The sequence below is a fragment of the Singulisphaera photorubra genome (assembly GCF_045290345.1).
In the GTDB taxonomy this organism is placed as follows: domain Bacteria; phylum Planctomycetota; class Planctomycetia; order Isosphaerales; family Isosphaeraceae; genus Singulisphaera.
On the sequence record NZ_CP155447.1, the window covers coordinates 10,390,917 to 10,416,218 of the forward strand.

Here is a 25,302-nt window from a genome sequence, read left to right on the forward strand (position 1 = left end):
CACGCCGGAATGGTCCCAGCCTCAGGACGTCTGTCGATTCCAAGATTCAGCAAATTCAATCAGCGATTCGAATTTGGAATTCTTGATTCCACAACTCAAAACTCTGATCGATATCGTCCTGCCTAAAGAGTTCCGAGGTCGCGAGACAGAGGGGGGGAGCAGCGTTCTGAGCAACGCATGCAAATTCTCGCGAACAATGGAGGCTTGGCTTTTGGCAGGTACGAACACCCTCGAATCGAGTATGTCAGGAAGTCAGGCCCCAGGCCTGATTGGCTGGGGCCTACTTCGATATGATCCTACGATGCGACGTGGGAAAAGCCTAATGAATGTTCCATGAAGTATCGATGTCCAAAAGGCGAACGCCCATGCCCCTGGAGTTAATCGTCGTCGGACGGGGCCTCGATGTAGCCGGCCTCCGTCGGAGCCGGGGCCGCGGCGGTCACCGTCGGTTCGACGCGGGCAGTCGCGCCGCGATTACCCAGGAGGCGAACATTGCCCGCCCCGACCGCGGCTTCGAGGTCGGCGAGCATGCGCTCGTCGTGACGGATCTTCAGCCCCGAGCCGGCCTTGTAGATCGCGCGGCGGACGCCCGAGAGACCGAGGATCTCGAGGTAGACCTCGAGGTTTCCTGGCCTGATCCGGAACTGACGGAGCAACCGCTGCATCTGTTCGTCCTCGGTCACTCCCTTGCGCAGGGTAACCACGACCCCGCGTGAGAGTTCAGCCGGCCCTTTGCTCAGGGGGATGATCTTGGAGATCACCAGTTCGGCGGGCTCGCGACGTCGATCAAGCGCTCCGCGGACGAAGCAGATCAGGTCATTTTTGACCATTTCTTCGGCCTGGGCATACTGCTCGGGCCAGAGCATCGCCGGAACCGAACCGGTCAAATCCTCAAAGCTGAGCTTGGCCATTCGGGTCAGTCCGGAGCGGCTCTTCTGAACGCTCTTGATTTGCACGCCGGAGATCATCCCTCCCAGGATGACTTCCGACTTGGCCACGACCGTGGCCAGGCTCGCCACGCTATGCGTGGCCAACGCCTGCAAGAGGCTGGCATGCCGGGCCAACGGGTGACTCGACATGTAGAAGCCGAGGACCTTCTTCTCCTCGGCCAGACGTTCAACGTCGGGGAGTTCGGGGATGTCAGGGAGGCTCGAAGTGGTGGCTGGCTTGCCATTGCCGTTTTGAGGGGTCTCGTCGGCGGCCCCTGAAAACGCGTCGAAGAGGCTGCGCTGGCCCCGCTTGCGATCCTCCTGGACCGCTTGCCCTGCCTGTGCCGCTCGGGGCAAGACAGCCAGCCACTGGCTTCGGCGTGCCCCCAGGCAATCAAACGCGCCGGCCTTGATCAAGGCTTCGACGCAGGACTGACTGACCACGCTCAAAGGAACCCGTTCGAAGAGATCATCGAGCCCGGTGTACTTCTCCCCTTTGTCGCGGGCCTTTACAATCTCATCGACCGCCTTGAGTCCGACTCCCTTGATCGCACCCAGGCCGAAATAGATCTTCCCCTCGGCGGCGACCCGGAACGGGGCCTCACCTTCGTTGATGTTGGGGGGCAATACCTCAAGGCCAAGCTTCTTGCAGTCTTCGATGTGCTCAACGAGAAATTTTTCCCGCTCGGCCCCGTCCATTTCGGTGGAGAGCAGGGCAGCCATGTACTCGGTGGGATGGTGAGCCTTGAGGTAGGCCGTCTGGAACAAAACGAGGGCATAGGCCGTCGAGTGCGACTTGTTGAAACCGTAACCGCCGAAGAACTCGATGAGCTCGAAAATCTTGGTCGCGCGATCCTTCTCCAGGCCGCGCTCGACCGCCCCCTCGACGAACTGCTTCCGTCCCTGGGCGATGGTCTCGGTCTTCTTCTTGGAGATGGCCTTGATGCACGCGTACGCTTGTGAGAGCTCGATGCCCCCCAAGCGGTTCAAGATCCGCATGACCTGTTCTTGGTAGACCATGACGCCGTGAGTGTCCTCGAGGACCTCTTTCATCACGGCATGTTCATAGACCGCCTGCTTCCGACCATGCTTGACGTCGACGTACTCGTCGACCATACCGCCGTTGAGCGGACCGGGACGGTAGAGAGCCAGGATCGCGATCAAGTCGGCGAAGCGGTCAGGCTTCATCTTGACCAGGAGGTCGCGGATCCCCGCCGAGTCGAGCTGAAAGATACCGCGGGCCTCACCTCGCTGGAGGAGCTGGTAGGTCTCCTCATCGTCGAGCGGCAGGCTGAGCAGGTCGAGCGGCTGCCCGAGCTTCTTCTCGACGAGCTTCACCGCGGCTGCCAGGCTCGTCAGGTTGCGGAGGCCGAGGAAGTCCATTTTGAGAAGGCCGGCCTTCTCAACGTCGCCCATTTCCCACTGGGTGCTGACGACCTCTTTGTCTTTATCTTTGTTCGGCAGGCGCTGAAGCGGAACCATGTCGCAGAGCGGGCGGTCGGCGATCACGACGCCCGCGGCATGGGTCCCGACGTTACGTGCGGTCCCTTCCAGCCGCCTCGCATACTCGTAGAGCTTGGCGATCTCCGGGTCTTCTTCGGTCAGGCGCTTGAGGGCCGGCTCTTCCTTGAAGGCCTCTTCCAGAGTGATGTTCAGCCGGGTCGGGATCAGCTTGGTGACCTGATCGACCCGGGACAAGGGAATATTCAAGGCACGGCCGACGTCCTTGAGTGCCGCCTTGGCGGCCATCGTGCCGAAGGTCCCGATCTGGGCGACGTTGGCCGCCCCGTACTTGCCTCGGACGTACTCGATGACCTTGGCCCGCTGCTCGCGGCAAAGGTCGATGTCGATGTCAGGCGCTTCCGACCGGTTCGGGTCGAGGAACCGCTCGAATAGCAAGTCATACTTGAGCGGATCGACATGGCTCAGGTAGAGCACGTAACTGACCAAGGCCCCGCACGCCGAACCTCTCGCCGAGTTGGGAATGCCCTCTTCGCGTGCGAAACGGACGAAGTCCCAGACGATCAGGAAGTAGGACGCGAACCCCATCCGGTTGATGATGCCCAACTCATGGTCGAGCCGTTCTTGGGCCGCGGCCGGAGGATTTTCCCCGAAGCGTTCGATCAGTCCGGTCTGGCAGAGCTCGGCGAGATAGTCCTCCGGGGTCTTTTCGCCGGGGGGCTTGAATGACGGAAACATCCGCTTGCCAAGGTTCAAGCTCTTATAGTTCTCTTCCACCATCTCCGCGATCCGGACCGAGGTGGCCAGCGCCTCCTCGTGGCCGGGCATCGCGGCGTACATCTCCTCGGGGCTGCGAACGTGGAACTGGTCGTTCTCGAACTTCATCCGATTCGGGTCGTCGACCGTCTTGCCCGTGTTGATGCAAAGTAGAATATCGTGCGCCTGAGCGTCATCCTGCGTGAGGTAGTGAGCATCACTGGTGGCGACCAAGGGCAGGCCCTTGCGACGGGCGATATCGATCGCTCCCGCCGCGCAGTCACGCTGAATCTGGATCCCGTTGTCCTGGATCTCGACGAAGAAGTTCTCTTCGCCAAAGACGCGGACATACCAGTCGCAGAGCTTCTCGGCGTCGGCCGTCTTGCCGTAGAGAATGTGGTCCGAGAACTCGGCCGAGGCGCAGCCCGAGAGACAGATGAGCCCCTCGGAGTGCCGCTCGAGGATTTCCTTGTCGATTCGCGGCTTGTAGTAAAACCCTTCGAGGAACGAGGCTGACGAGAGCCGCATGAGGTTGCGGACCCCCTCGCCGTTACGAGCCAGCAGGGTGAGGTGGAAGGCGTACTCTTTGCCCGATCCTCCTCCCATGCTTCGCTCGGTCCGATGCCGGGGTGCCACGTAGGCCTCAAGCCCTACGATCGGCTTGATCCCAACCGATTTCGCCTCGCGCAAGAACTCGACGGCCCCGTAAAGATTGCCGTGATCGGTCACTGCCAAGGCCGGCATGCCCAATGCCTTCGCCCGCTTGACCAGCGCAGGCAACTTGCTGGCGCCATCGAGCAAACTGTAGTGGCTATGACAATGTAGATGGACGAACGGCCGGCTGGACATCAGACACCTCGGGCGGACCGGGTCCCGCGGCCGGCAGTCGTGCGAGCCGGGACCGCTGAACCTACGCTCAGGTCATTCTAACACAAGGCATCCCTGACCCTGAAGGGTGCCTCGACACTTCTTCCTGTATATCGGACGGGCACCGCGACGAACCGCGCAGGTTCTCACCACGATCACGACCAGTGCGATCGATCCTCACGACTGGAGGGTTCGAACCAACAGAACGATCGCCCGTGGGACCCAGAATAGCCCCACGGACGATCGTTCTTGGGGAAATTACCGATCGAATCCGTGAACGGAAAAGAAGTGGTGGAGGGCGCTCGGGCCCAGATCGGTTATGACGAAACTCGACGTGAAAGGAACTCAGACGACCGCGAGTTCTTCGACATCCTGAACTTCATCTGAATCAACCGAGTCATCCGAAGCGATTGCCGATTCAAGACCTTGGACCAACGCTCCCAGTTGAAGCGCCAGCAGTCGATCGCTCGGGGTGTGCCCGCGCAACAACTGCAAGAATGCTTCCGCCCCGATCAGTACAGCCTTCGGCTTGCTGTGGATGGTCAGGACAAAACGAGCGTTAGGGTCTTCCAGTGAATCCAGCACCTTCGGAAGATCGCGGTGAAGTTCTCGACTGCCAATGAAGCGAACGCGAGACTGAGACATCTCCATCCTCGAGGCCTTGAACGGCCAAATGCTGGGGGAAAAACGAAGTGAGCAGACTTACTCACCCCGGCTTTGATAGGTAAACCCTAGATTAACCGACGTTGAACTTCGCGTCAACTAATTTGGAGGCGTCACTCCGAGATTCCCAAATCTTTCGGAGTCGCATGGTGCAAGGTTCACGGAAAGCCGTGCCGTCAACGGTTTCCGCTCTGACACATGCCTGACATGACTGCTTCATGTCAACCTGCAGACATAAAACAAATCCCGATTCTTCCCAACGGGTTCACGGCTCAGCGAAGCCGAATCGCCCGACGTGAGCGTGCCTGAGACTGATACGAACCAGGCCTCAACGGGGCGTTCCCATCCCGCGACGAACTCACCGGGCCGCCGTTTTTTTTTGTTGGAGGGCAGGTTCGTATTTTTTTTCTGTGATGATGATCCCGGGCGTTGGCCCAGGCTGAATTGGAACGCCCCGTCGAGGCGGCCCCGACCTTACAGTCAATAGTTCGAACGCCGGGTTTCGACCCCGTCGAAGACCACCTGGGACCGCTCAATCGAAAGCGAGTTTGAACTCACGGATCCTTGGTCTTGGCCGCAGGTTCTTCGGCTGGCGTCACGTCGCTCGGTGCGGGAAGAGGGGTGGGAGAAGCCGCCGCGGCGGGGGGAGCCTTCAGGCCGAACGCGAGAAAGAGTTCGTCCAGATCGGTGTATTTGCCGTAATGCTTGACGAGGTCCGCGCGGATATTCGCAGCCTCAACAGAGCGGCCCGATTGCTCTGCCTGCAAGGCGCGACTCAGCAGGCCGGCCACGACCTCGCGGCGTTGCAGGATGGTCTTTTTGAGGTCGGCAACCCGCTTCTGGGAGAGCAAGAACCAGCCGCGTTCCTCGGCCTCTTCGGGATTGAGCTTGCTGGTCATCTCCTCCCAATAACCGATCGCCGCCAGGTCGTTCCCCTCGCTCGCTGCCTTACTCGCCAGTCGATAATAGGCCTGATACGCTCCCTCGGTCGCATTCTTGGGTTCATTGAACCGCGTCGGCACTGGACTCTCGAGGATCTTGGCCCGATTATCGGCCATCTGGAGCTCGATGCGGTCACGCCAGCCCCGGGTCGTCTTGAGATACGGATTCTGTTTGAATCGCTGATCGAGCGGATTCAGATAATCATCACGAGCGGTCATCCAATCGCTCAGCTTCTCGGACGCCATCAACCGCTCGGCCTGATGGTAGAGGTACGGGGCGCTTGGTGGCCAGAGCATGTAGCCGAGGAAGCCGCCAACCAACACCAGACCGAGAAACAGCAGGACGACCTCGAGTAACGACCGATTCAGCTCGGGAAGCGTCCACCGCCGTTTGGCCTTGGCCGCCTTGCGAGGTTTCGTCGGTGGAATTTCGGTCCCCGTGCGGGTTGCGAGGCCCGCCCGAGTCGGGGTGATCGCCTGATCGCCATCAGTCGCCCAGACCATCGCGACGGTATCGCCCCGGCTCGCCTTGTCGCGGATCTCCGCCAAGGATACGGCCAGGGCCGCCGCGTCCCACGGCCGATCGTTCGGGTCCTTGGCCATCAGTTGCACGACCAGCTTATCGAGGGCCACCGGAATTTCGGCGACCCGGGCGCTGGGACGAGGGGGCGGCTCGTTCATGTGGCAGTGCATCAGCACAACCGCCGACGATCCCTCGAACGGAGCGCGACCGGTGAGCATCTGGTAGAGGACGACCCCCAGCGCGTAGAGGTCGGTCTTGTGGCTGACCTCGGGCGTCCCTCGAATCTGCTCGGGGGCCATGTAGGCCGCGGTACCCAGGGTCCGGCCCGTCGCCGTCAGGGCAGTGGCGTCAAGGTCCTTGGCGATCCCGAAGTCGGTCAGCTTGATCTGACCGTCCTCGGAGACCATCAGGTTCGACGGCTTCAGGTCTCGGTGAACCACACCGTGCTCGTGCGCATAGTGAAGCGCCTCGCAGGTCTGGATCGCCAGCTCAACGATCTCACGCCAAGGGCGAGGGCCTTCACGGCGAAGCAATTGCTCGAGGGTCTCTCCCGCGACATACTCCATCGCGAAGTAAGAGGTTCCCTGAGAACGGCCGACCGCCAGAAACCGAACAATGTTCGGGTGACGGAACTGCTTGAGGATCTCGGCCTCACGGCGAAATCGCTCGTACGACTTGCTCTTCTGAGTGAGTTCGCCGCTGATCACCTTGACAGCGGCGGGCTTGCCCGTCGCGTCACTGATCGCGCGGTAGACCACCCCCATGGCCCCCGTGCCGAGAATCGCCTCGATCCGGAAAGAACCGAGCTTTTCGCCGATCATAATCGCACCCCGGTATCGCCGGCCGGGCCTCGTCTCATTACCTGAGCCACCGTGAGTCCACAAGGAAAGGGCCTCACCGCGGTCTCGTCTCGAGGGGAGCCAGTCACGCCGATCACGGCCGAGGCCGAACGTCGTCGTGCCCATATCTCATCGATTATGCGAGACAGAGGCCGGTCGTTGCGAGGGGTCGCCCCAGAAACTCCGCCGTCGAGGCAGCGTAACCCGCTTCGACCACGGGGCGACGACCCTGCGGACCCTTGATTCGGGTCCGCGGAGCCGCCCCCGATTGAGGCGTGAGCATTCAGAATTGGGGCATCTGACACGACTGCCCACCGGCCGCCGGTAGGTAGCAGTTCTGCACGTAGTCCATAACCATTCGATCGGCGTTGAATCGCCAGGCGAGGGAACGCAGGGCGTTCTTCTGCCGCTTGATCCAGCCGCGGGGCAACCCGTCGGCGTCGCGATTGTAGAAGAGGGGGATCACCTGGCCCGTGAGGGTCTCACTGAGCGCCTTGTAATCGCGCTCGTCCTGCACCGCGGGAATCGAATGCGACTGGCCGTAGCCGATCGCGAAACCATTGGTCCCGTCGTACGCTTCGGCCCACCAGCCGTCGAGGATCGAGAAGTTCAGGGCCCCGTTGAGAAGCGCCTTTTCCCCCGACGTCCCGCTGGCCTCCTGCGGCCGACGCGGGTTGTTCAACCAGACGTCGACCCCTTGAACCAACTGACGCGCCACGTTGATGTCATAGTCTTCGACGAAAACGATGCGGTGCGACAGCTCTTCCTTGCGGGTCAGGCGGACGATGTTCTGGATCAGTTCCTTGCCGAAATGATCCTCGGGGTGGGCCTTGCCTGCGAAGATGAACTGGATCGGCCGATTGCTCGAATGGATCATCTCGACCAAACGTTCGACGTCCTGAAGCACCAGCCCAGCGCGTTTGTAGGTCGCGAATCGGCGGGCGAAGCCGATGGTCAACGCGTTAAGGTCGAGCGCGGACTGGGCACGCTGGATCGCAGCTTCACCTTCATCGCGCTTTTTGGCCTGCACGGTGAGCCGTCGGCGGACAAAGTCGATCAGCCTTGCCTTCAAGACCTGCTGAGTCTCCCAGAGCTCGGCGTCGTCCACCGCCTCGATACTCTCCCAGGTCTCAGGATTGCGAGCCTGCTTGAGCCAGTCGGGGCCAAGGTGCCGGCCGAAGAGGAGCTGCATCTGGGGGGCGATCCAGGTCGGCACGTGGACGCCGTTCGTGATATGGCCGATCGGCACGCTCTCTTCGGGCCGGCTGGGGTAGAGCGGGTGCCACATTCGTCGCGAAACCTGGCCGTGGAGGGCACTGACCCCGTTGGCATGCCGCGAGAGCTTGAGGGCGAGCACCGTCATGCAGTAGGGTTCGTTGACGTCGGTCGGGTAAACGCGGCCCAGCCCCATGAAGTCATCGTAAGACAGGTGCAGTGCCTCACGCAGCTTGCCCAGATTCTCCTCAACCAGGGAGGCGGGAAACCGGTCGTGACCGGCGGCCACAGGCGTGTGGGTCGTGAAGACGGTCATCCGCGCAACGTCGCGGAGGGCTTCGCCGAACGGAATCTCGTTGGCTTCCATCTCGGCCCGGATCAACTCCAGCCCCGCGAAAGCGCTATGCCCCTCATTGAGGTGCAGCACCGAGGGATGAATCCCGAGTGCATTCAAAACACGGACGCCACCGACGCCCAACAGAAGTTCCTGACGGATCCGCACCCGCGCATCGCCACCGTAAAGCCGGGCGGTGAGTGCCAGATCGCTCTCGGAATTCCCGGGTACGTTCGAGTCCAGGAGCAACAAGGTCGTCCGGCCCACGTTGACCCGCCAGACCCGGGCCTTGAGCACCCCATTGTTCGTCTCAATCGAGATGATCAGGGGAGTCCCGTCGGTTCCCGAGACGGTTTCGATCGGCAAGAGGTCCGGGTTGGCGTTGAGATACTCCTCTTGCTGCCAGCCGTTGATATCCAGTGACTGGCGGAAATAGCCCTGGTCGTAGAGCAGACCGATCCCAATCAAGGGAATGCCCAGGTCGCTGGCACTTTTCAAATGGTCGCCGGCGAGCACTCCAAGGCCGCCCGAATAGATCGGAAGGCTCTCGTGAAGGCCGAATTCCGCGGAAAAATAGGCAATGGGACGCGCCCGCAGATTGGCGGCGTACACCGTCCCCCAGGAATCGGTGTTCTTGAGATATTCGGCAAGACGGCGAAACGCGTAGTCGATTCGCGAGTCGAGCGCCATCTCGGCGGCCCGACGATCGAGAACTTCCGGTGGCAGGCGTTTCAGGAAATCGATGGGGTTATGATCGACGCTGCGCCACAACTGGGGATCGAGTTCGCGAAACAGGCTGACCACATTCGGCTGCCAGCACCACCACAAATTCCTCGCCAGTTCACGAAGCTTGTCAATCCGCTGCGTCTGACCCACCATGGCCGCCCCCACGCGAAATTCAGGATTCGTGAATTCCGAACCTCTCGCAACTCTCGATCCTTCTCATTGGGAGGATAGTATGGCCAAACCTCGACCAAAAGCCAAGTCCTGGCAAGTTGTTCGGCTTGACCAGGACGATTGAACTGGATCTCCGCAGCCAAGACGCCAGCGGCCTCCAGTCGAGACTGGGGAACCCGAAAGTCGGTTTCCCAGACGTATTCCCGCTTCCATGCAACAAAGTGCTCACTCGGCGCCTCCTCATCGACATCGGCTGGAGCCGGGGTAGATCACCCGGCCCCAGCCGATGACGCGAGCCCGTTCAAGTCGCGGGTCGAATGGAATCGGAGCCACGGTTTCCAACTAAAACCGGTTGGCGTCGACCATTTCATTGCCGTTTCGGGTGCCGATAGCCCACCACATATTGAGATTGACCTGTTCCTTCACAAAACGAACGGAGCCGTCAGCCATTGTCATATTCACGCCGCCAGAGTGGAGACTGGTGGCGTTGGAGGTCCCGAAGACGTCGAGCCCGACGCCGTTGGGGTCGGTAATCGCCGAGCACTGCCGCGAGTTCGGTCCACCCACGTGGTTATACATCCCGAAATTGGCGTAGTACGGATACGAGATCTGCCAACTCAGCCCGCGTGAGCCGACCCCAGTGTTTCCGGGAGAGGCCGCGAGAGTTCCCGCCGGAACCGCATTACAGGCCGCCAGGAACTGGTAGACGGTGCTCTGGTTGCGAATCAAGTTGTTGGGATTGAGGGTGAACCCGGAGTTGAAGAAGCCGCGGAACTCGCTAACCTTGCCGCTGCCGGCGAGGACGGGAAGATTCGTGCCACTCACCCCTTCGCTCCAGAGCGCAGTGTTACTGGTGCCGTCGGTGATAGAACTCATCCCGACGACCCCAGCCGTCTGCGCATTCGGATAGTTGGCCGTCGTGATGTAGTTACCCCCTCCCGTGTAGGTCATGGTCGGGTTCAGCGGAACAAAGGGACCGCTATAGCCGTTGAGGAGGAACGGCCCCCCGATGTTCGCCAGGTAGTTGGTCACCGGCTGGCGAAGCAACCGAGGCGTGTCCGACGGGCAGAGAACGACCGAGAGTTGGACGTTGAAGACCGTCGTGTTCGCCCACCAAGTGGTCGGCCCTGCTGTACTGGGCGGATAGGAGCCGTAGACCCCTCGACTCAAGTTGTAGGCGTTATAGGTGGTCCCCTGTTCGAGATATTGCAACAGGCTCACGAGAGGACTGGCGCCATAGCTCCAGCACAGATCCACCGTGGAGAAGGCATTGACCGCCGGGCAAGGATAAAGCGACGCCGAGGGGAGGGTCTGATTCACAGACTCGTAGTTGTGCACGGCGAGCCCGAGCTGCTTCAAGTTGTTTGCGCAGGAGGATCGACGGGCCGCCTCACGAGCCATCTGGACGGCGGGCAAGAGCAGGGCTATTAACACAGCAATGATCGCGATGACCACCAACAATTCGATGAGCGTGAAACCTCGAGGTCGAACGTGGCGCATGCCGGACTCCTCCCCTTGTAAGTTGAAAACCAGAAGGACAAGGCCGAAGGAACGGGATGGCCAGAGCCACCAGCGATGAGCGCCGTCGGAAGTGGACCCTGGTCGGACTCTCGATTCGTGGGGGGTTCGGAAACGTCAGGGTTGGCGACTACTTCGTCGCATTGCGCGAGGCGTTGGACGCAGACGTGGGGGCCTTCGTATCGCTCTTGGCCGCGAACGTGGGGCTTCCCGCGGGAACCCCGGGGCCGATGTTTGGTTGCTCGGTCGGTCCGGTGTCTGACAAGGAACCACCACAACCGGAGAACCCGCAGAGACCAAGAAACAAGATTCCGACGGTTTGAAAGGCGATCGACCGTAGATTCATGCTCCCTCCCCATCACGACGCACGCGAGGGTTGGCCCCCGGCCAAGCAAGCCTCACGCTACGCCGGTTCCGGAAACGCATCAGATCAGTCGATTCAGGGTTTCTATGAAATCGACCGATGTCAGAGGTCTTAAGCCCAATCTAAGGGCCTTCCTCTAACAGTTCAAGAAAACCCGTCCACTGATCCCTTTTTCTTCCCCCCCGTCCTATTCCCTCGAACTCGCCCCGCAATAAGTCAACACGAATTCGTACACAAAATGATTCAATAGGCCATTGAATCGAGCCCAAGTCACGATCACATCGCGTTCCCCGAACGTCACGCCGATAGTGAATCGCCGGCTAAAAGGCGAAAAAAAGAGCCAAGCCGTCGAGCGTCGGCGACAAAGCGGGCTCGTTCTGGCCCAGGATTTGCGTTGGCTTACTTATGACTCGCAATCGATCGAAAGAAAAATGGGTGGCGCGACCGCCCTTGGCTCAGTTGACGGGAGTAGCCTCCGATGGCCGCCAACGATACCAACCCGATTATCTCAACGACTGAGGTCTCCACCCGTTTCGATGGTCCTCCCACGCTCGCCGAACCGGAGTCGGCCAACGCGCTCTACCCACCTCAAGGGCCGGAACCAGCGGGAACCACACCCGAAGCCGTGGACGCGATGGCAAGCCAGCCGTCTGAAGAGGCGATTCATGGGGCCGGAATCGAAGGAGAGGAGGTCGTCTGGGAAGCGCGTTACGCCATGCGGAACTTCCTGGGACGTATTGCTTTCCGCGTGCTGCTGACGGTCGCCTGGCTGGCGTTCGCCGTGTACGCGATGGGGTATCGAAAAGACACGGATCTGGGATGGCTGGTCACGGCGGGAGGAGTGATTGTCGGTCTCTTCTGGCTGGTGCTCTTCTATCGAATGATTCAGGCTCACTATGGTCACTACTACCGCCTGACAACTCGCCGCCTCTTCGTTTCCAGCGGCTTGATGCGGCGGCGGCGGGACATGATGGAGTTGCTCTGCGTCAAGGACGTCTTCACCCGCCAGACCCTGATCGAGCGCTGGCTCTCGCTCGGGACCGTGGTCGTTGTCTCGTCCGAGCGTGACCTGCCGGTCTTCTACGTGACCGGCGTCCAAGATCCCAAGGAAGTCATGGACCTGATCTGGCACCACGCCCGCTCCGAGCGCGATCACCGCAGCGTGAAGGTTGACAGGATCTGACCCTCCGCACTCGATTGGTGACGTTCCACCACAATAGAGCTGGTCCCTTCCGTGCTCGTGAAAAGGCACCTGAACCTCAAGATTTTCCTTCAGACCCGGCAAATCCTTGCCCGTTCCGGTCTCCCGTCGGCCCACGTGGCTGTCGCGTTCGCTGCCTTGCCGATTGCCAACAGGCCCCTGACTCTGTTCTGATTCACTCTCCGCATGACGATCGAGATTTCTTAAGGTGTGGCAAAACCCATCGTCGTTCACTACGACGGTGGGCCGGGGCCACCCCGCGAAGCCCCCCTTTTTGCTTTGAGCGGGCTCGTTCGATTGTGGAAGTCGCCCGTCATTATGAAGTGCCTTGGAGCCGCATCGCAATGCCTACCGTGACAGTTGAGGACGAGAAGTCGTTTGAGGTCGAATCGGGAACGAAGTTGGTGCTCGCGATTGAAGATGCCGGAATCGACATCATGCACCGGTGCGGCGGCAATTCGCGTTGCACGACCTGCCGCGTTCAGATCATCGCCGGTGAGCCTGGTCCGATGGGTGAGCTCGAGCAGGCCCGGCTCGCACGCGAGGCCAGTCTGGCCGCGGACATTCGACTCGCCTGCCAGATCCGCGTCGAGTCCGACCTGACCATTCGCGTGCTCAGCCGCGCCGCAGCTTCGGGGGTCACGCCTGGACCCCGCCCCGCGGATTGATGCGCGTTCCGAAACTCCGCCCGCATTTGCCTTCAATTCTGCCATTGAATTCAAGCGCGGGTGGAGCGTCGGCGATCTCAGGGAGGAACAAGCGGAACAGCGGAAAGTTGCTTTTTCCGCATTCCGACGAATCGGGAAAGGGAAGCCAGAGCGGCTCGAACCGCCCCTCGTTCTTGCTTATGGCTGCGGGGCCGTTTGTTCCGGGCTTCCTGTGCGGGATCTCGTGCCGACTTGCTACCGCGACGCGCGGGAGGCTGCATCCTCCTTGACGTGCTTCGGGTACTGCCAGCGTCCCACGTTTCCGCGCAGCCAATCGTAATAGAACCGGACCCCGCGATCCTTCTCTCCCGAGCCGTTGCCTCCACGCTCGGGATTGGGCCCCGTGCCGGTCGCCGTGGTAACTCCTTCGCCGTAGGCGCTATGGAAGATCATGGCCCCGCGCGAGAGCGACAGGTACTTTTCCCAGTCCGTCCTCATCGACTCAAGATGGAATGCGTTGAAGATTCCCTCGTTCCCGGGCTCATCGTTATCGTGCGTCTCGGCATTGACGACGAAGCCGTGAGCAGGGATTGGCATCTCCTCCTGGAAGAATCGGATCTGCACGCCGGGGTAGTCGACGAGCGATCCTGACTTGTGGTTTGGGCAGATCCCTGCCTCGATCTCGGGGGCCGTCGAATGGAACCAGGCGGTCAATTTCGCCTTCTTCGCCGGCCCGTCCGGCTCACGAAGGACCTCGTGGTCAGCCCGCTCGAGGTGACTGAACTCGTGCATCAGGTTGACGAAGACGTTCTTCAAACGCCGCTCGGTCAAGAATCGTCCGGTCTCCTCGACCGCCTTTTTCACGGCGGCTTCGTTACGAAGCTCCTGATCCTTGCGCGGCTGGAGGAGGTAGATGGCCACCACCATGCCCCGCTTGTCCGCCTCGCGAATCAGCTCCTCGAGTCGCTTCGCGAAGTCGGGCCGGAGGGTGCCGTCGCTCCGGTATCCGTTGGGCCCGGCGTCGACGCTGGGGAAGCCGCCATTCGTGCCCTGGAGGGCGACGCTGATCAGGTTGATCCCGTGAGTGGTCATGGTGTCGAGACAGCGAATATGCCGCTCGGTCACGGCTGGGCTCATCAGCGCGTTGTTGCAGCGGATGCCCCAGAGCTTGACCGGCTGCCCCCCTAGATAGGCCTGGTCGTCCCGGATCTCGAACTCCTTGGTCGACTGGGGCGCCGGGTCGTCAGGCTTACCCCATGCTGCGCCGGGGCCGAGCGACCAGATTAGGGAAACCAGAGCAAGACTCAATCCCAGGGTGCGCGTCATCGGCATCTTGTCGACTCCAAAGCGAAGATGTGTCCAATATTTGATGTCGATCAGAGCGAGTCGGCCGAGATGACCTCGCCACCGCTGCGCGTGGCGATCGAATGCCAGGTGGCGGCCGTCGCGCTGTTCTTGACGAATTGCACATGCCCATCGGTCATCAAGACGTTGACTCCACCCGAATGGAAGCTCCGGGCCGCCGTGCGCGCAATCGCATTACCCGAGATGCAGTCGGGAGAGGGGCTATTGGGAGGGTAGTAGAAATTGAACGTCGCGAGGATATAGCTGCCCCGCGACCATTCGGCCCCGCGAGAGCCATTCCAGGACGACGGTGAGGCGCAAAGTGCATCGGTCAGGTTCGTGTTCTGGGGGACCTGAGCGTACTGAAACAGCTTGTACTGGGGCGTCGGCCCCGCTGTATCGATGGCGGAGCCTTTGATCGTCTCGCTGAAAGCAGCCGTCTGACTGAGGCCGTCGGTGATCTCGGCGAAGCGCACTGAGGCCATATCGAAGAAGAGGCCGTCGGGACTGCCAAGTGGAGTATTGATCCGCAGGTCGCCGCCATTGAAGACCCCACTTCCGGAACTTCCCAGGTAGTTCGTCGGCCCGAAAAGTGGGTTGAGCCGGTCGGCCTTGGGGTCGCTGGGACACTGATATGTGTTCACGATCACGGCAACAGCCGTCGCGTTCGTCACACCCAGCGGTTGCGCGGCCGTCGTCCACGACGTATGCTGAAAATTGATCGCGTTGTACAGCGCCCCCCCTTCGATCTGGGGCAGAAGCTGAGCCAAGGACGACCAGAGGTGCGGTGAGTTGGTTCGACCCGACGGCAGCATACCGTGGGTGCCCTCGTAGTTATGCAGCGCAAGACCGATTTGTTTGAGGTTGTTGGTGCACTGGGCGCGTCGAGCCGCCTCACGCGCTGCCTGGACCGCAGGCAAGAGCAGCGCAATCAGCACCGCGATGATGGCAATCACCACGAGAAGCTCGATCAGAGTAAACCCAGAACGGCGAGTCGATCGCATGGCGAGCTCCGGAATCGTTCACTCGTCCGAGTCAGGGTCACTGGTGGGCCGACTTGATGTGTCTGGGATACTCATAGCGGCCGACATTGTCCCGGACCCACTCGTAGTAGAACCGGATGCCACGGTCGGTAGGCCCTGTGCCATATCCCCCCATTTCGGGGTGGGGTGCCGTCCCGCTGAAATTGGTAATTCCCTGAGAATAGGCACTGTGAAAGAGCATGACGGCGTTGGGTGCCTTCAGGTAGCGCTCGCAGTCGGCAAAAATGAAGGCCTTGTGCCCATCGTTGAACCAGCCGTCGTTTTGATATGCGTCCTGCTTGTGAGTCTCGACATTGACCACGAATCCCTGTGATGGGATCTCCGCCTCTTTCTGAATGATCCGGACCTCCATGCCCGGATAAGAGTCGGCCGTTCCCGACTTGTGGGTCGGGCAGACGCCAACCTCAATGTCGGGGGCGACCTCCTTGAACCAGGCGGTCAGCTTGGCTTTCTTGGCCTCGCCCTCGGGCTCGCGGAAAATCTCGTGGTCCATCCGTTCGGCGTGGTTGTACTCGTGCATGACGTCGATGAAGACGTTTTTGAGCTTGCGCTTCACGAGAAATTCGCCCGTCTCTTGAACGGCCCGCTTGATGGCCGACTCGTCGTAAAAATCCTGGTCCTTGCGCGGTGAGAAGAGACCCACCATGACGACCATCCCTCGCCTGTCCGCTTCACGCACCAACCATTCCAGTCGGCGGGCCACGTCCGGCTTGAGGCGACCGTCGCGGCGATAACCGTTCAGGCCGGCGTCAATGTCGGGCCAGCCGCCATTGGAGCCCTGGATGTAGAGGCCCAACAAGTTGATCCCGTGGGCGACCATGTTATCGAGGTTGTTGACATGTCGTTCGGTAACCGTGTCGCTGAGTAGCGCGTTGCCGCATCTGAGGCCCCAGAGATCGATCTCTTTCGCCGCCAGCACCGCCCGATCGTCCCGGATCTCGAATTCTCGGGTCGGTTCCGCAACTCCTTCAACCGGGTCGGCAGCGGCGGCCCGGCCCGCTAGCATGAGACACGCGGCCACTGCTAAGAAGGCGGACAGCGCAATGGTCCTTGAACCGTTGCTCATCTCAGGTTTCCTCCAGGGTGCCAGCAGACGACCGCCCGACGAGTTCGCGGCGAACTCACGTCGAACGTGGGATTCCGCTCTTTGGTTCGAGTCGGGGGGGGGGCAAGGCCAAAACTAACAAACTAGTTCTTCTCTGACAAGAGTCAGGTTTGAATCGATTTCGAATCCATGACCACCCCGATGAGAACTGTTGTGGAAGTGCCCCTTGCTGCGACCAGAGCGGCTACCGGCGGCCCCGAGGCTGAGCCTGTCCCTTGCGAACCTTGAGGTTCGCAGGGTCGATCTCGTCATCGTCATACGAGAAGGCCGAGCGGCCTTGCTTGACCGACGGCGGCGTTGAATCGATACATCCCGATATCATCAAAACCGAGATAAGTAAGGGCGAGCGCCACCGTAACAAACCCCGGCCGACACTTTGAATGATCGAGCGGATTGAGGCCACTTCAGTAGCCTCCGATCACTTCGCCGCCAGACCGAGTCGCCAGACTTTGCCACGTACTGCGATCGATCGAGTCCTTAATAAACCGGACCCCGCCATCCCCGAACAAGACATTGACTCCACCGGCGTGCCGGCTCCTCGCGGCCTTCCAGCCGGGATTGCTATGCCGCAAGCAGTCGGGCGACTTGGAGTTCGGGGTGTAATAATGGTTGTAGATGCCGACGCCGTAATCACCATCGACCCAGTTGGCCCCGCGGCGGACCCCCCAACTGGTCGTCGCGACGCAATTCTCGTCAGTCAGCGTCGCGAAGGCCGTCGCGCTCAGGAAGTAGAGCGACCGGTCGATCGTTCCGGTCGCCGGGATCGCTGAGGTTGCGCCACCGGTGCCGATCGTGCTCTCGGAAATCACCGCCGTTTGCGTCGTGCCATCCGTCATATCGCGAATTCCGATCGACGAATTGATAAATAGCGACCCATCAGCAGCGTTAGCATCACCGCCATTGCGGCCCGACCCCACGCAGGACACGTAATTCGCAGGCTGAAACGGGGGTCGGATCTGGGTTCCGCTGTCGCTCGGACACAGAAAAAGGGCAATTTTCGTCGAGACAGTCGTGGTGTTCGGCGGAAAGACAGCGTTGGCTTGCCCCGGCCCACCGATCATGGGAAAGTGAAAATTGATCGCGTTAAAAACGGCCGATTGCTCCATAAATGGCGTTACGGCCGCGAGGGTGCTCCAGCGGGCATGCGCAGCCGGCACGGTCGGGTCAGGCTCCCAGATGCGGACCGGATAACCGACCGGCAAGCTCCCCCAGGTGTCATGATAGCTGTGTAAGGCCAGCCCCAACTGCTTCAGGTTGTTCAGACACTGGGAGCGCCGAGCGGCCTCACGGGCCGCCTGCACGGCGGGCAACAGCAGGGCGATCAGAACCGCGATGATCGCGATCACGACCAGGAGCTCGATCAGGGTGAAACCTCGTCGTCCACGCATGGTGGTTGCTCCATTGCTGGCTGGGGGGGAAACTCGTTCAAGCGGCCGACCCAAGGCGCTCGCGCCAGAGTCGCCACGCCTGTAACATGAAATCGCAATGCTGTAACACTGCACTCGTATTACGAGTTTATAGATCGTCTTACGGGCTTTCAAGAGCGTGGTATGTGATTCTTTGACTTATTGAAGTGGGTGGAGCAAGGAACCCACCAGGCTACCGCTGGGGTCGACCGACCCGACGCGGTGAGGTGCCTTCGTCCGAGACGAGAAGAAGGACTCTCGGCTGGCGCCAATCACCGTCGGCGATTCGACGGGGATACGCGGTCCGTAGCTAGCCCAGGGTCATAGCCGCCCGCGTTCTCCTGAGCAATTGCGCCGAGGAATGGCTCGAAACGCAATGAGGAGCACAGAAGGGCGCAACAAGAAGGGAACGGTTCGGCGACCCATGATCATGGTGCGGCGAATCGCAACGTCTCCCGAATCCGTATGGAGGTGGAACGGCGGGGCGACGTGAGGGTGGGTTCTGCAGGGCAGAAATCAAAAAAAAAAGGAGAGGGGGATTACCGGTTCCGGACTTCCGCCTCCCCTCTGAATTCTTACTGTGCTTCGGAGCACTTCTTGCAGCGTGCGATGTGTTTACGAACCTGGCCGCCGCATCGCTTGCAGCGTTGGTACTTGGCCTGACGCGACTTCTTTTTGCGAGGGCGAAACGGCACGGGACACCTCATCGATTGATTTGTGGCACTCCAACCGGCTCAGTCGGAGCAGAAGAGGAAGAGTCTAACGGATTCAGGTGTCCTCCCGCCAGGGGAGTTAGAGCAAATCGGACAATCAGATACCGCGGACGGTCGTATCTCCGGCTGGCGAGCCACGATTCGATCATAAGCGCTGCCGCTTCCCGTTGTTCCGTGACGCTCTCAACCGCAGAATAGTGAACCGTCCCGCCACTCCTCGCAGGGGGACGCGTTACGGGAGATTGGGATCGTGTCACCAGGGCAGGAGCATCGACTTATGAATGGGAAGCACCGAGGACTCGCGGGACTCGGAATCCTTTGGTTGGCCGTCGCCACAACTTCGGCCACCGCCGCGCCCCCTCTCTCCGACGTTTCCGAGCGGGCCCGTCGCGTCCACGATTCCGCCATCCTGTTTGACGGACACAACGATCTTCCCTGGCTGCTCCGCGACCTCGGCGACGTCCGGTTCGAGAAGATTGACCTCTCTCAGCGGCTCGGATCGGACCAGGCTCAGACCGATATCCCTCGGCTTCGCGAGGGGGGAGTCAAAGCCCAATTCTGGTCGGTATACATCCCGAGTGAGCAGCCCAACCCTGCGCGGACCGTCACAGCCCAGATCGACCTTGTTCACCGGATGGTCGAGCGCTATCCCAATGACCTCGAGATGGCTTATTCGGCCGACGACCTCGAGCGAATCGTCAAAGCGGGCAAGATCGCTTCCTTGATCGGCATCGAAGGTGGGGTGGCGATCGAGAACGACCTGGCGGAGATCCGTGCCTTTCACCGCTTGGGTGCCCGGTACATGACCCTGACCCACAACGTCACCCTCGACTGGGCCGACGCCGCCACCGACGTTCCCCGGCACCACGGACTCACCCCGTTCGGCGAACGTGTCGTACGCGAGATGAACCGGGTCGGCATGCTCGTGGACATCTCCCACGTCTCTCCCGAGACGATGGCCGATGCCCTCCGCGTTTCGGAAGCCCCGCTCATCGCAAGCCACTCAGGCGCTTTCGCCATCGCCCCGAGCCCGCGGAACGTGCCCGATGAGATCCTAAAGGCATTGCCCCGCAACGGAGGAGTCATCATGGTCAACTTCTATTCCGGATTCGTCGTGCCCGAGGCCGCACGGCAGACCGCCAAGGCTCGCCGGGAATTGGGGGAAAAGTTCCCGAACCCGGCCGAATTCAAAAAGGCCATGTCCGCGTGGTCGAAGACCTACAAGATGCCGCGCGGGACCATCGCGGATGTCGCCGACCATATCGAACACATCATCAAGGTGGCCGGTATCGACCATGTCGGGATCGGCTCCGACTTCGACGGGATCACCTCCTGGCCCGTCGGCCTCGAGGACGTCTCGTGCTTTCCCAGGTTGACCGAAGAGCTCTTGAACCGCGGCCACTCCGACGACGATGTCCGGAAAATCCTCGGTGGCAACGCCCTCCGCGCATTTCGCGAAGCGGGCAAAGTCGCGTCGAAGCTTCAACAGACGCGAAAGCCGGAGGTCGATCAGCCGACTCCGACACCGTCACCCGAGCATTGAGGAACAAGGCCCGGGATCACTCGGCGCGGCGTTCCAGTCCGAGTGATCCCAAAGGGATTCTGGGAGCCCGCGACGTCGTCTGCGAGGCGACGTCGAGGCTGTACCAGCGGATCGACCCGCCCCCGCCACACGCAAGAGTCGCGCCATCGGCCGAGAAAGCCATTTGCTGAAATTTAGCCCCGGAGCCCGAACAACCGCAGCCGCCTGGTCGCTCGCGTTTTCCTCCGACGCTCGAATCCTCGCCACCGGCAGAGCAGTCAGCGCACAAGCATCAGAGCGTCTTCAAAAACTCGATCAGATCCGCTCGCTCATCGTCCGACAGAACGTCCCCGAAACGGTGCCCCCCGTTGCCGAGTCCGAAGCGCGACGTGTCGTAGATGAACTGGGCCTCGTGTGGAGGGAGCGAAGGGGAGGGGGGGTCGGTGATAACGTCGAACTTCCACCCCACCCCGACTTGATCGTAGTGCTCAAATCCGGTCGAAGGGGGTCGCTTGAATCGCGCAGGGCGATCGGCCGACTTGAGGAGCGCGGCGAGGGTAGGGACGGACCCATTGTGCAGGTAGGGTGCCGTGGCCCAGATACCATCCAGCGGGGGCGCCTGATAGCCGATCTTCTCGAGATCGGCAGGGTACTCCTCGGCAAACCAGGTCGTATTGTAGTGCGCGACGAGCCGGTCGGAGAGTCCATGGGCTCGCGCCGGATCGGTGCCAATGACCGCCAGTTCAACGATTCGGTTCGGGTACTGACCGTCCGGGCCATAGGTCCCGTGACACTTCACACAGTTCTTCGAGAAGACGGTCTTTCCGCGTTCCGCCTTCACTTCATCGACTGTGAATGGGTATTTCGGTGGTTTGAGACTCTTCATGTAGGCATGGATATCTCGAAATGTCGGCTCAAGTTCCTTGAGCTCTTCGAGCGACTTCTCGGCGAGAAAGAATTGCATGATCGACCGGACCGACCGAGCGTCCGTCCTGCCGTCGTAGTACATGGTCGCCTTGCGACCCAGGTGCCACCACGGGGGGACGTCGAGTTCCGGGAGATTGGCGCCGAGGGCCAGGGGAAACTTGCGCATCGAGAGATCGGAATTGCGCATGCTTAACAGCACCACCGATATCATTCCGGCATTCATGGTGCCTCGAGCGGTGTTCAAGTGAAAGAGACTCGGTGGGAGCCGACGGTTGTCCGCCTGGGTCAGATCATAGAGTAACGCCCGCAGATCGAGCGTGGAATTGCCCAACCCCACGTAGCTCGTGCCCCCGATCGAGCCGCCGTGACACACCATACAGTCAATCTGCACGCCCGACTTACCGCCTCCGGATTCACCAGCCCGGCGTAATCCCATGGGGAGACCGCCGTTGGGAAAAGGAGCGGAGTGCATTCCATAGCGCTGGTTGAACGCCGCCGCGTAGGCTTCGGCGGAGAGTTCTGCGGCAGGAGCATTCTGACCCCAGAGGGCGCCTGCGCGACCGTACGCCGCCTCGCTCCAGGCCGGCTTCAAGTAACCGGTCGAGGTCAGCGCCTGCCGACCGCGTTCGATAGCGGCCGGGTCGGGTGAATCGCTGAAGGACCAGGATGGGCTCAACAGCAAGATGCCGGTTGCGATCAATCCACGGATCCGCGAACGCCTGCGCATCGGTCGACCTCCCCGCCACCCACTGAAACAGGTGAGTTCACCCCTCATGGCTCCAGGGTGATCCACCGGAGAGCTTCAGGTCCGACTCGAATCGCCTGAGATCTCTCGAAGTCCATTCACTGAATCAAACAATGTTCCGCGACAGCGCCAAAGAACGGAGGATTTTCGCAGCGGCCGCAACGGGTCGGTTTGCAGAATTCCGGCCGGCCCGGCCGGAAACCCATCACGATCCTCCCCCTGTCGCAGATCTTCGAAAAAAAAAGAGAGGGAGGGGGACACTGGCCTCCCTCCCCCTTCTTTCAGTTATAGGCGTTTGGAGCCGCTTCGGAAATGGTCAACGTCGTTGTTCCGATTTCGCCGGAGTCTTGCCATCGAAAATGCCCGAGGCCGGCGTCGAACCCGGCTCGATCGACTTGACGCGGATATTGCGGAACTGGACCAGGCTGGGAGGACCAGTGTACTTGCCGTCTTTGAAACCGCCGTGGTGCTGCAAGACGAGCGGGCCACGAGCGGGAATTCCAGGCAACTGGGCGTTCTTGATCACCGTGATGCCATTGAGAACTACCGTCAGGCGGTCGCCGACGAGCGTGATCGTGAACTCGTTCCACTCACCGATCGGCCGGTCGGCCTGGGTCTTCGGAGTGACGCCTGCGCGGACCTCCGGCGGCATCTTCGGGTCCATCCGGTAGCCATAAACTTCGCCCGAACCGATCGGCCAGCACCACATGTTGATCTGGCTCTTTCCCTTCGGATCACGGAGATAGATTCCCGAGTCGCAATCCGGCAGCGTCAGTTGGATGGGCTTTCCGTGAATGTCCCGGGCGTGGGTCCCGTCGGGGAGAACATAAGGGACCCTGGGATTTTGGTAAGGGGCTTCCTTGAGCCGCCAATCGAGCTTGACCACGAAGTCCCCATATTCTTTCTTGCTGATCAGATTCTTCGTTCCTGGCGCTTCACTCCTGGCGTCGTAATCGATCACTCCGTCGAGCACTTTCCAGTGGCCATTATCCCCTTCGGGAATGATCCAATGGGAGAGATCGTGCCCATCGAACAGGGACGTGAAGCCCACTTCGGTACTCTCGGCCGCAGGTGCGGCAAGTACGATCGCAGCGGAAAAAACCAACGAAGAAAACATCGGTCGAGTCTCCTGGTGGGGGCGGAATTCTTCCGCTCTCGGCGGTCAAGAAAATCACGCTAACCCGACTTCAACACCGCGTCAATCGACCGCTTCTGCTTCGCCGTACGCTCCCTTCTCCATTGTTCGCACCAGAAGGCGAATCCCCCACTGAAGCCACACTCCCATGAGAAACTAGCGAACCCTGGCCAACCCGGCGAATTCTCCGAATCCTGACGAACAGCGTCAGTGAAGTTTTGGATGCTTGAACGGCAGTCCATCGACAACGGGTGGACACTCCCGTTAGAATCACCAGAATCGTTCGAAGACGCGAGGCCGACTCGGGTTCTCGCGACTGGATCGGAGTCATCTCATCCGGGAGAGCGCGCTGATGGGACCCGCCGAGATCGTGGCGAGTTTGAAAGAGCTCTGCATCGAAAAAGGGCCGCGACTGACCACCGAGCAGATCGTGGCCTGGATCGACCAGCAAGCGGGTTTCGAGTCGGATGCCGAGCTGCTCGCGTTTGCCAAGAAGATGAAGGCACGTCAGTTCGCCCGGATGCTCGAGTACGAAGACGAGGAGTCCAATCTTCGCATCAAGCGGCTCTGGAGCTTCTACGACCCCGAGCTCGGCCGGCGATTTTATGCCGACATCCTCCAGATGCCCGACGACCGCCGCCGTCGCCTGGTGCGTCAGTACGCCCAATTCCTGGACCAGCTCCGCTCGGTCCGCCGCGCGATGGCCGACTACTTCGCCGGCCAGCAATTCTTCGACTTCTACGTGGGTGACGAGGACGAAGACCTCGTCCTGGAGGCGGAGCCCGCAACGGGCGGACGAAGCCGACGTCGCTGACTCGTCTTGACCTTGTCCCCCGTGGGTCGAGACAATGACGGGTCTTCGCCCTTTGTTTTGAGAAGAGGCCCGCGCCGCGCGACGAGACGAGAGGACTGCTGGAACTATGTCCGCCCCATCCGAGACGAAACAGATCTCTTCGCAGTGGCCCGATGCGCTTGGACGTTTCGGCACGTTCGGCGGCCGGTATGTTCCGGAAACCTTGATGGAGGCGCTCAACCAGCTTGCCCTGGAATACGAGCGAGCCCGAGTTGACCCGGTCTTCCAGGCTCAACTGAACGACTATCTGACGAATTACGTCGGCCGCCCCTCCCCGTTGTTTCACGCCGAGCGACTGAGCAAACTCACCCAGGGGGCCGCGATCTACCTGAAGCGCGAGGACCTGAACCACACCGGTGCCCATAAGATCAACAATGCACTCGGGCAGGTCCTGATCGCCCAGCGCATGGGCAAGACGCGAGTGATCGCCGAAACCGGGGCAGGACAACATGGGGTCGCCACCGCGACCGCCTGTGCCCTGACCGGCCTCGAATGCACCGTGTACATGGGCGAAGAAGACATCAGGCGGCAAAAGCTCAACGTCTTCAACATGAAAACCTTGGGCGCGACCGTCGTGCCGGTCACCGATGGAACGCGCACGCTTCGCGATGCCACCAATGAAGCGATGCGGGACTGGATGGGTTCGTCCCGCCAGACCCATTACACGATCGGCAGCGTGGTGGGTCCGCATCCCTTCCCGATGATCGTCCGCGACTTCCAATCGGTCATCGGCCGGGAAACCCGCCAGCAGTGCCTCGACCGGCTCGGCCGCCTGCCTGACGCCGCCGTGGCGTGTGTCGGCGGGGGTTCCAATGCGGCGGGAATGTTCTACCCCTTCATCAATGACGCCGAGGTCGAACTGATCGGCGCAGAGGCAGGGGGGCGGGGACCGCAATCCGGCGAGCATGCCGCTAGCCTCACGAAGGGGCGGCCAGGCGTCCTGCACGGTAGCCTCAGTTATGTGCTCCAGGACGAGGACGGCCAGACAGATAACGTTCACTCGATCTCCGCTGGCCTGGATTATCCCGGTGTCGGCCCCGAGCATAGTTACTGGAAAGACACCGGTCGGGTCCGCTACGAGAGCGTGACCGACGCCGACGCCCTGGCGGCCTACGCAACCCTGGCTCGGCTCGAGGGAATTCTTCCCGCCCTGGAATCGAGTCACGCGGTGGCGCGTGCCTTGGTCGAGGCCCCTCGTCTTGGCCCCGACAAGATCATCGTCATCTGCCTCTCCGGTCGAGGAGATAAGGATGCCTATGAGGTCGCCAGGCTCCGCGGGGAACCGATGTCCTGAGCCACCCGATCTCCGTTGGCTGGATCACTTCCCCCGCGTGCGGCGACCGACGATCGCCCG

At 61.0% G+C, this 25,302-nt stretch carries 17 protein-coding genes; 5 read left to right on the forward strand and 12 right to left on the reverse strand.

Features of this window, described 5'->3' with window-relative positions; all coding sequences use genetic code 11:
* Positions 1-377: 377 nt before the first annotated feature.
* From dnaE to V5E97_RS38815, 6 genes are all read right to left on the reverse strand, one after another.
* Complete coding sequence (gene dnaE / locus V5E97_RS38790) at positions 378-3,995, reverse strand: DNA polymerase III subunit alpha (RefSeq protein WP_406696902.1); 3,618 nt, start codon at positions 3,993-3,995, stop codon at positions 378-380.
* 363 nt (positions 3,996-4,358) lie between these two features.
* Positions 4,359-4,658: a type II toxin-antitoxin system Phd/YefM family antitoxin gene (locus tag V5E97_RS38795; RefSeq protein WP_406696903.1), complete on the reverse strand. Its 300-nt coding sequence runs from the start codon at positions 4,656-4,658 to the stop codon at positions 4,359-4,361.
* Between the two features lie 572 nt (positions 4,659-5,230).
* A complete protein-coding gene (locus V5E97_RS38800) occupies positions 5,231-6,961 on the reverse strand; it encodes a serine/threonine protein kinase (protein ID WP_406696904.1) in 1,731 nt (576 codons plus the stop codon).
* 301 nt (positions 6,962-7,262) lie between these two features.
* The gene (gene glgP / locus V5E97_RS38805) at positions 7,263-9,407 is read right to left on the reverse strand and encodes an alpha-glucan family phosphorylase (RefSeq protein WP_406696905.1); all 2,145 of its coding nucleotides are present in this window, start codon (positions 9,405-9,407) and stop codon (positions 7,263-7,265) included.
* A gap of 360 nt (positions 9,408-9,767) precedes the next feature.
* Complete coding sequence (locus tag V5E97_RS38810) at positions 9,768-10,925, reverse strand: DUF1559 family PulG-like putative transporter (protein WP_406696906.1); 1,158 nt, start codon at positions 10,923-10,925, stop codon at positions 9,768-9,770.
* 148 nt (positions 10,926-11,073) lie between these two features.
* The gene (locus V5E97_RS38815) at positions 11,074-11,289 is read right to left on the reverse strand and encodes a hypothetical protein (protein WP_406696907.1); all 216 of its coding nucleotides are present in this window, start codon (positions 11,287-11,289) and stop codon (positions 11,074-11,076) included.
* 496 nt (positions 11,290-11,785) lie between these two features.
* Here V5E97_RS38815 and V5E97_RS38820 point away from each other — a divergent pair, with 496 nt between their 5' ends.
* Positions 11,786-12,490, forward strand: coding sequence for a PH domain-containing protein (locus V5E97_RS38820; protein ID WP_406696908.1), 705 nt, complete (start codon positions 11,786-11,788; stop codon positions 12,488-12,490).
* Positions 12,491-12,852: 362 nt separating this feature from the next.
* Positions 12,853-13,176 carry a 2Fe-2S iron-sulfur cluster-binding protein gene (locus V5E97_RS38825; protein ID WP_406696909.1) on the forward strand — a complete coding sequence of 108 codons (324 nt, stop codon included), beginning with the start codon at positions 12,853-12,855 and terminating at the stop codon, positions 13,174-13,176.
* A 234-nt stretch (positions 13,177-13,410) separates the two neighbouring features.
* Here V5E97_RS38825 and V5E97_RS38830 read toward each other — a convergent pair whose 3' ends face one another.
* From V5E97_RS38830 to V5E97_RS38845, 4 genes are all read right to left on the reverse strand, one after another.
* Complete coding sequence (locus V5E97_RS38830; protein ID WP_406696910.1) at positions 13,411-14,487, reverse strand: hypothetical protein; 1,077 nt, start codon at positions 14,485-14,487, stop codon at positions 13,411-13,413.
* Positions 14,488-14,531: 44 nt separating this feature from the next.
* Positions 14,532-15,503 (reverse strand): DUF1559 family PulG-like putative transporter, encoded by a 972-nt coding sequence (locus V5E97_RS38835; RefSeq protein ID WP_406696911.1) that lies wholly within the window; start codon positions 15,501-15,503, stop codon positions 14,532-14,534.
* Positions 15,504-15,540: 37 nt separating this feature from the next.
* A complete protein-coding gene (locus tag V5E97_RS38840) occupies positions 15,541-16,608 on the reverse strand; it encodes a hypothetical protein (protein WP_406696913.1) in 1,068 nt (355 codons plus the stop codon).
* A gap of 443 nt (positions 16,609-17,051) precedes the next feature.
* Positions 17,052-18,035, reverse strand: a complete 984-nt coding sequence (locus tag V5E97_RS38845) for a DUF1559 family PulG-like putative transporter (protein ID WP_406696914.1) — start codon at positions 18,033-18,035, stop codon at positions 17,052-17,054.
* Positions 18,036-19,043: 1,008 nt separating this feature from the next.
* Between V5E97_RS38845 and V5E97_RS38850 the strand changes: the two genes are divergently transcribed.
* Positions 19,044-20,309 carry a dipeptidase gene (locus V5E97_RS38850; protein ID WP_406696915.1) on the forward strand — a complete coding sequence of 422 codons (1,266 nt, stop codon included), beginning with the start codon at positions 19,044-19,046 and terminating at the stop codon, positions 20,307-20,309.
* Positions 20,310-20,580: 271 nt separating this feature from the next.
* On the opposite strand, the gene V5E97_RS38855 is transcribed toward V5E97_RS38850, so the two are convergent.
* Positions 20,581-21,942, reverse strand: coding sequence for a c-type cytochrome (locus V5E97_RS38855; protein ID WP_406696916.1), 1,362 nt, complete (start codon positions 21,940-21,942; stop codon positions 20,581-20,583).
* Between the two features lie 334 nt (positions 21,943-22,276).
* The gene (locus V5E97_RS38860; RefSeq protein ID WP_406696917.1) at positions 22,277-23,077 is read right to left on the reverse strand and encodes a 3-keto-disaccharide hydrolase; all 801 of its coding nucleotides are present in this window, start codon (positions 23,075-23,077) and stop codon (positions 22,277-22,279) included.
* 370 nt (positions 23,078-23,447) lie between these two features.
* Here V5E97_RS38860 and V5E97_RS38865 point away from each other — a divergent pair, with 370 nt between their 5' ends.
* Positions 23,448-23,909 carry a hypothetical protein gene (locus V5E97_RS38865; RefSeq protein ID WP_406696918.1) on the forward strand — a complete coding sequence of 154 codons (462 nt, stop codon included), beginning with the start codon at positions 23,448-23,450 and terminating at the stop codon, positions 23,907-23,909.
* Between the two features lie 106 nt (positions 23,910-24,015).
* A complete protein-coding gene (trpB, locus tag V5E97_RS38870) occupies positions 24,016-25,242 on the forward strand; it encodes a tryptophan synthase subunit beta (RefSeq protein WP_406696919.1) in 1,227 nt (408 codons plus the stop codon).
* Positions 25,243-25,302: the final 60 nt, after the last annotated feature.

Excerpts from the sequence above, each read along its gene's own strand:
- dnaE (WP_406696902.1), bottom strand. The coding sequence starts at position 3,995 with ATGTCCAGCCGGCCGTTCGTCCATCTACATTGTCATAGCCACTACAGT.
- V5E97_RS38795 (WP_406696903.1), bottom strand. The coding sequence starts at position 4,658 with ATGTCTCAGTCTCGCGTTCGCTTCATTGGCAGTCGAGAACTTCACCGC.
- V5E97_RS38800 (WP_406696904.1), bottom strand. The coding sequence starts at position 6,961 with ATGATCGGCGAAAAGCTCGGTTCTTTCCGGATCGAGGCGATTCTCGGC.
- glgP (WP_406696905.1), bottom strand. The coding sequence starts at position 9,407 with ATGGTGGGTCAGACGCAGCGGATTGACAAGCTTCGTGAACTGGCGAGG.
- V5E97_RS38810 (WP_406696906.1), bottom strand. The coding sequence starts at position 10,925 with ATGCGCCACGTTCGACCTCGAGGTTTCACGCTCATCGAATTGTTGGTG.
- V5E97_RS38815 (WP_406696907.1), bottom strand. The coding sequence starts at position 11,289 with ATGAATCTACGGTCGATCGCCTTTCAAACCGTCGGAATCTTGTTTCTT.
- V5E97_RS38820 (WP_406696908.1), top strand. The coding sequence starts at position 11,786 with ATGGCCGCCAACGATACCAACCCGATTATCTCAACGACTGAGGTCTCC.
- V5E97_RS38825 (WP_406696909.1), top strand. The coding sequence starts at position 12,853 with ATGCCTACCGTGACAGTTGAGGACGAGAAGTCGTTTGAGGTCGAATCG.
- V5E97_RS38830 (WP_406696910.1), bottom strand. The coding sequence starts at position 14,487 with ATGCCGATGACGCGCACCCTGGGATTGAGTCTTGCTCTGGTTTCCCTA.
- V5E97_RS38835 (WP_406696911.1), bottom strand. The coding sequence starts at position 15,503 with ATGCGATCGACTCGCCGTTCTGGGTTTACTCTGATCGAGCTTCTCGTG.
- V5E97_RS38840 (WP_406696913.1), bottom strand. The coding sequence starts at position 16,608 with ATGAGCAACGGTTCAAGGACCATTGCGCTGTCCGCCTTCTTAGCAGTG.
- V5E97_RS38845 (WP_406696914.1), bottom strand. The coding sequence starts at position 18,035 with ATGCGTGGACGACGAGGTTTCACCCTGATCGAGCTCCTGGTCGTGATC.
- V5E97_RS38850 (WP_406696915.1), top strand. The coding sequence starts at position 19,044 with ATGAATGGGAAGCACCGAGGACTCGCGGGACTCGGAATCCTTTGGTTG.
- V5E97_RS38855 (WP_406696916.1), bottom strand. The coding sequence starts at position 21,942 with ATGCGCAGGCGTTCGCGGATCCGTGGATTGATCGCAACCGGCATCTTG.
- V5E97_RS38860 (WP_406696917.1), bottom strand. The coding sequence starts at position 23,077 with ATGTTTTCTTCGTTGGTTTTTTCCGCTGCGATCGTACTTGCCGCACCT.
- V5E97_RS38865 (WP_406696918.1), top strand. The coding sequence starts at position 23,448 with ATGGGACCCGCCGAGATCGTGGCGAGTTTGAAAGAGCTCTGCATCGAA.
- trpB (WP_406696919.1), top strand. The coding sequence starts at position 24,016 with ATGTCCGCCCCATCCGAGACGAAACAGATCTCTTCGCAGTGGCCCGAT.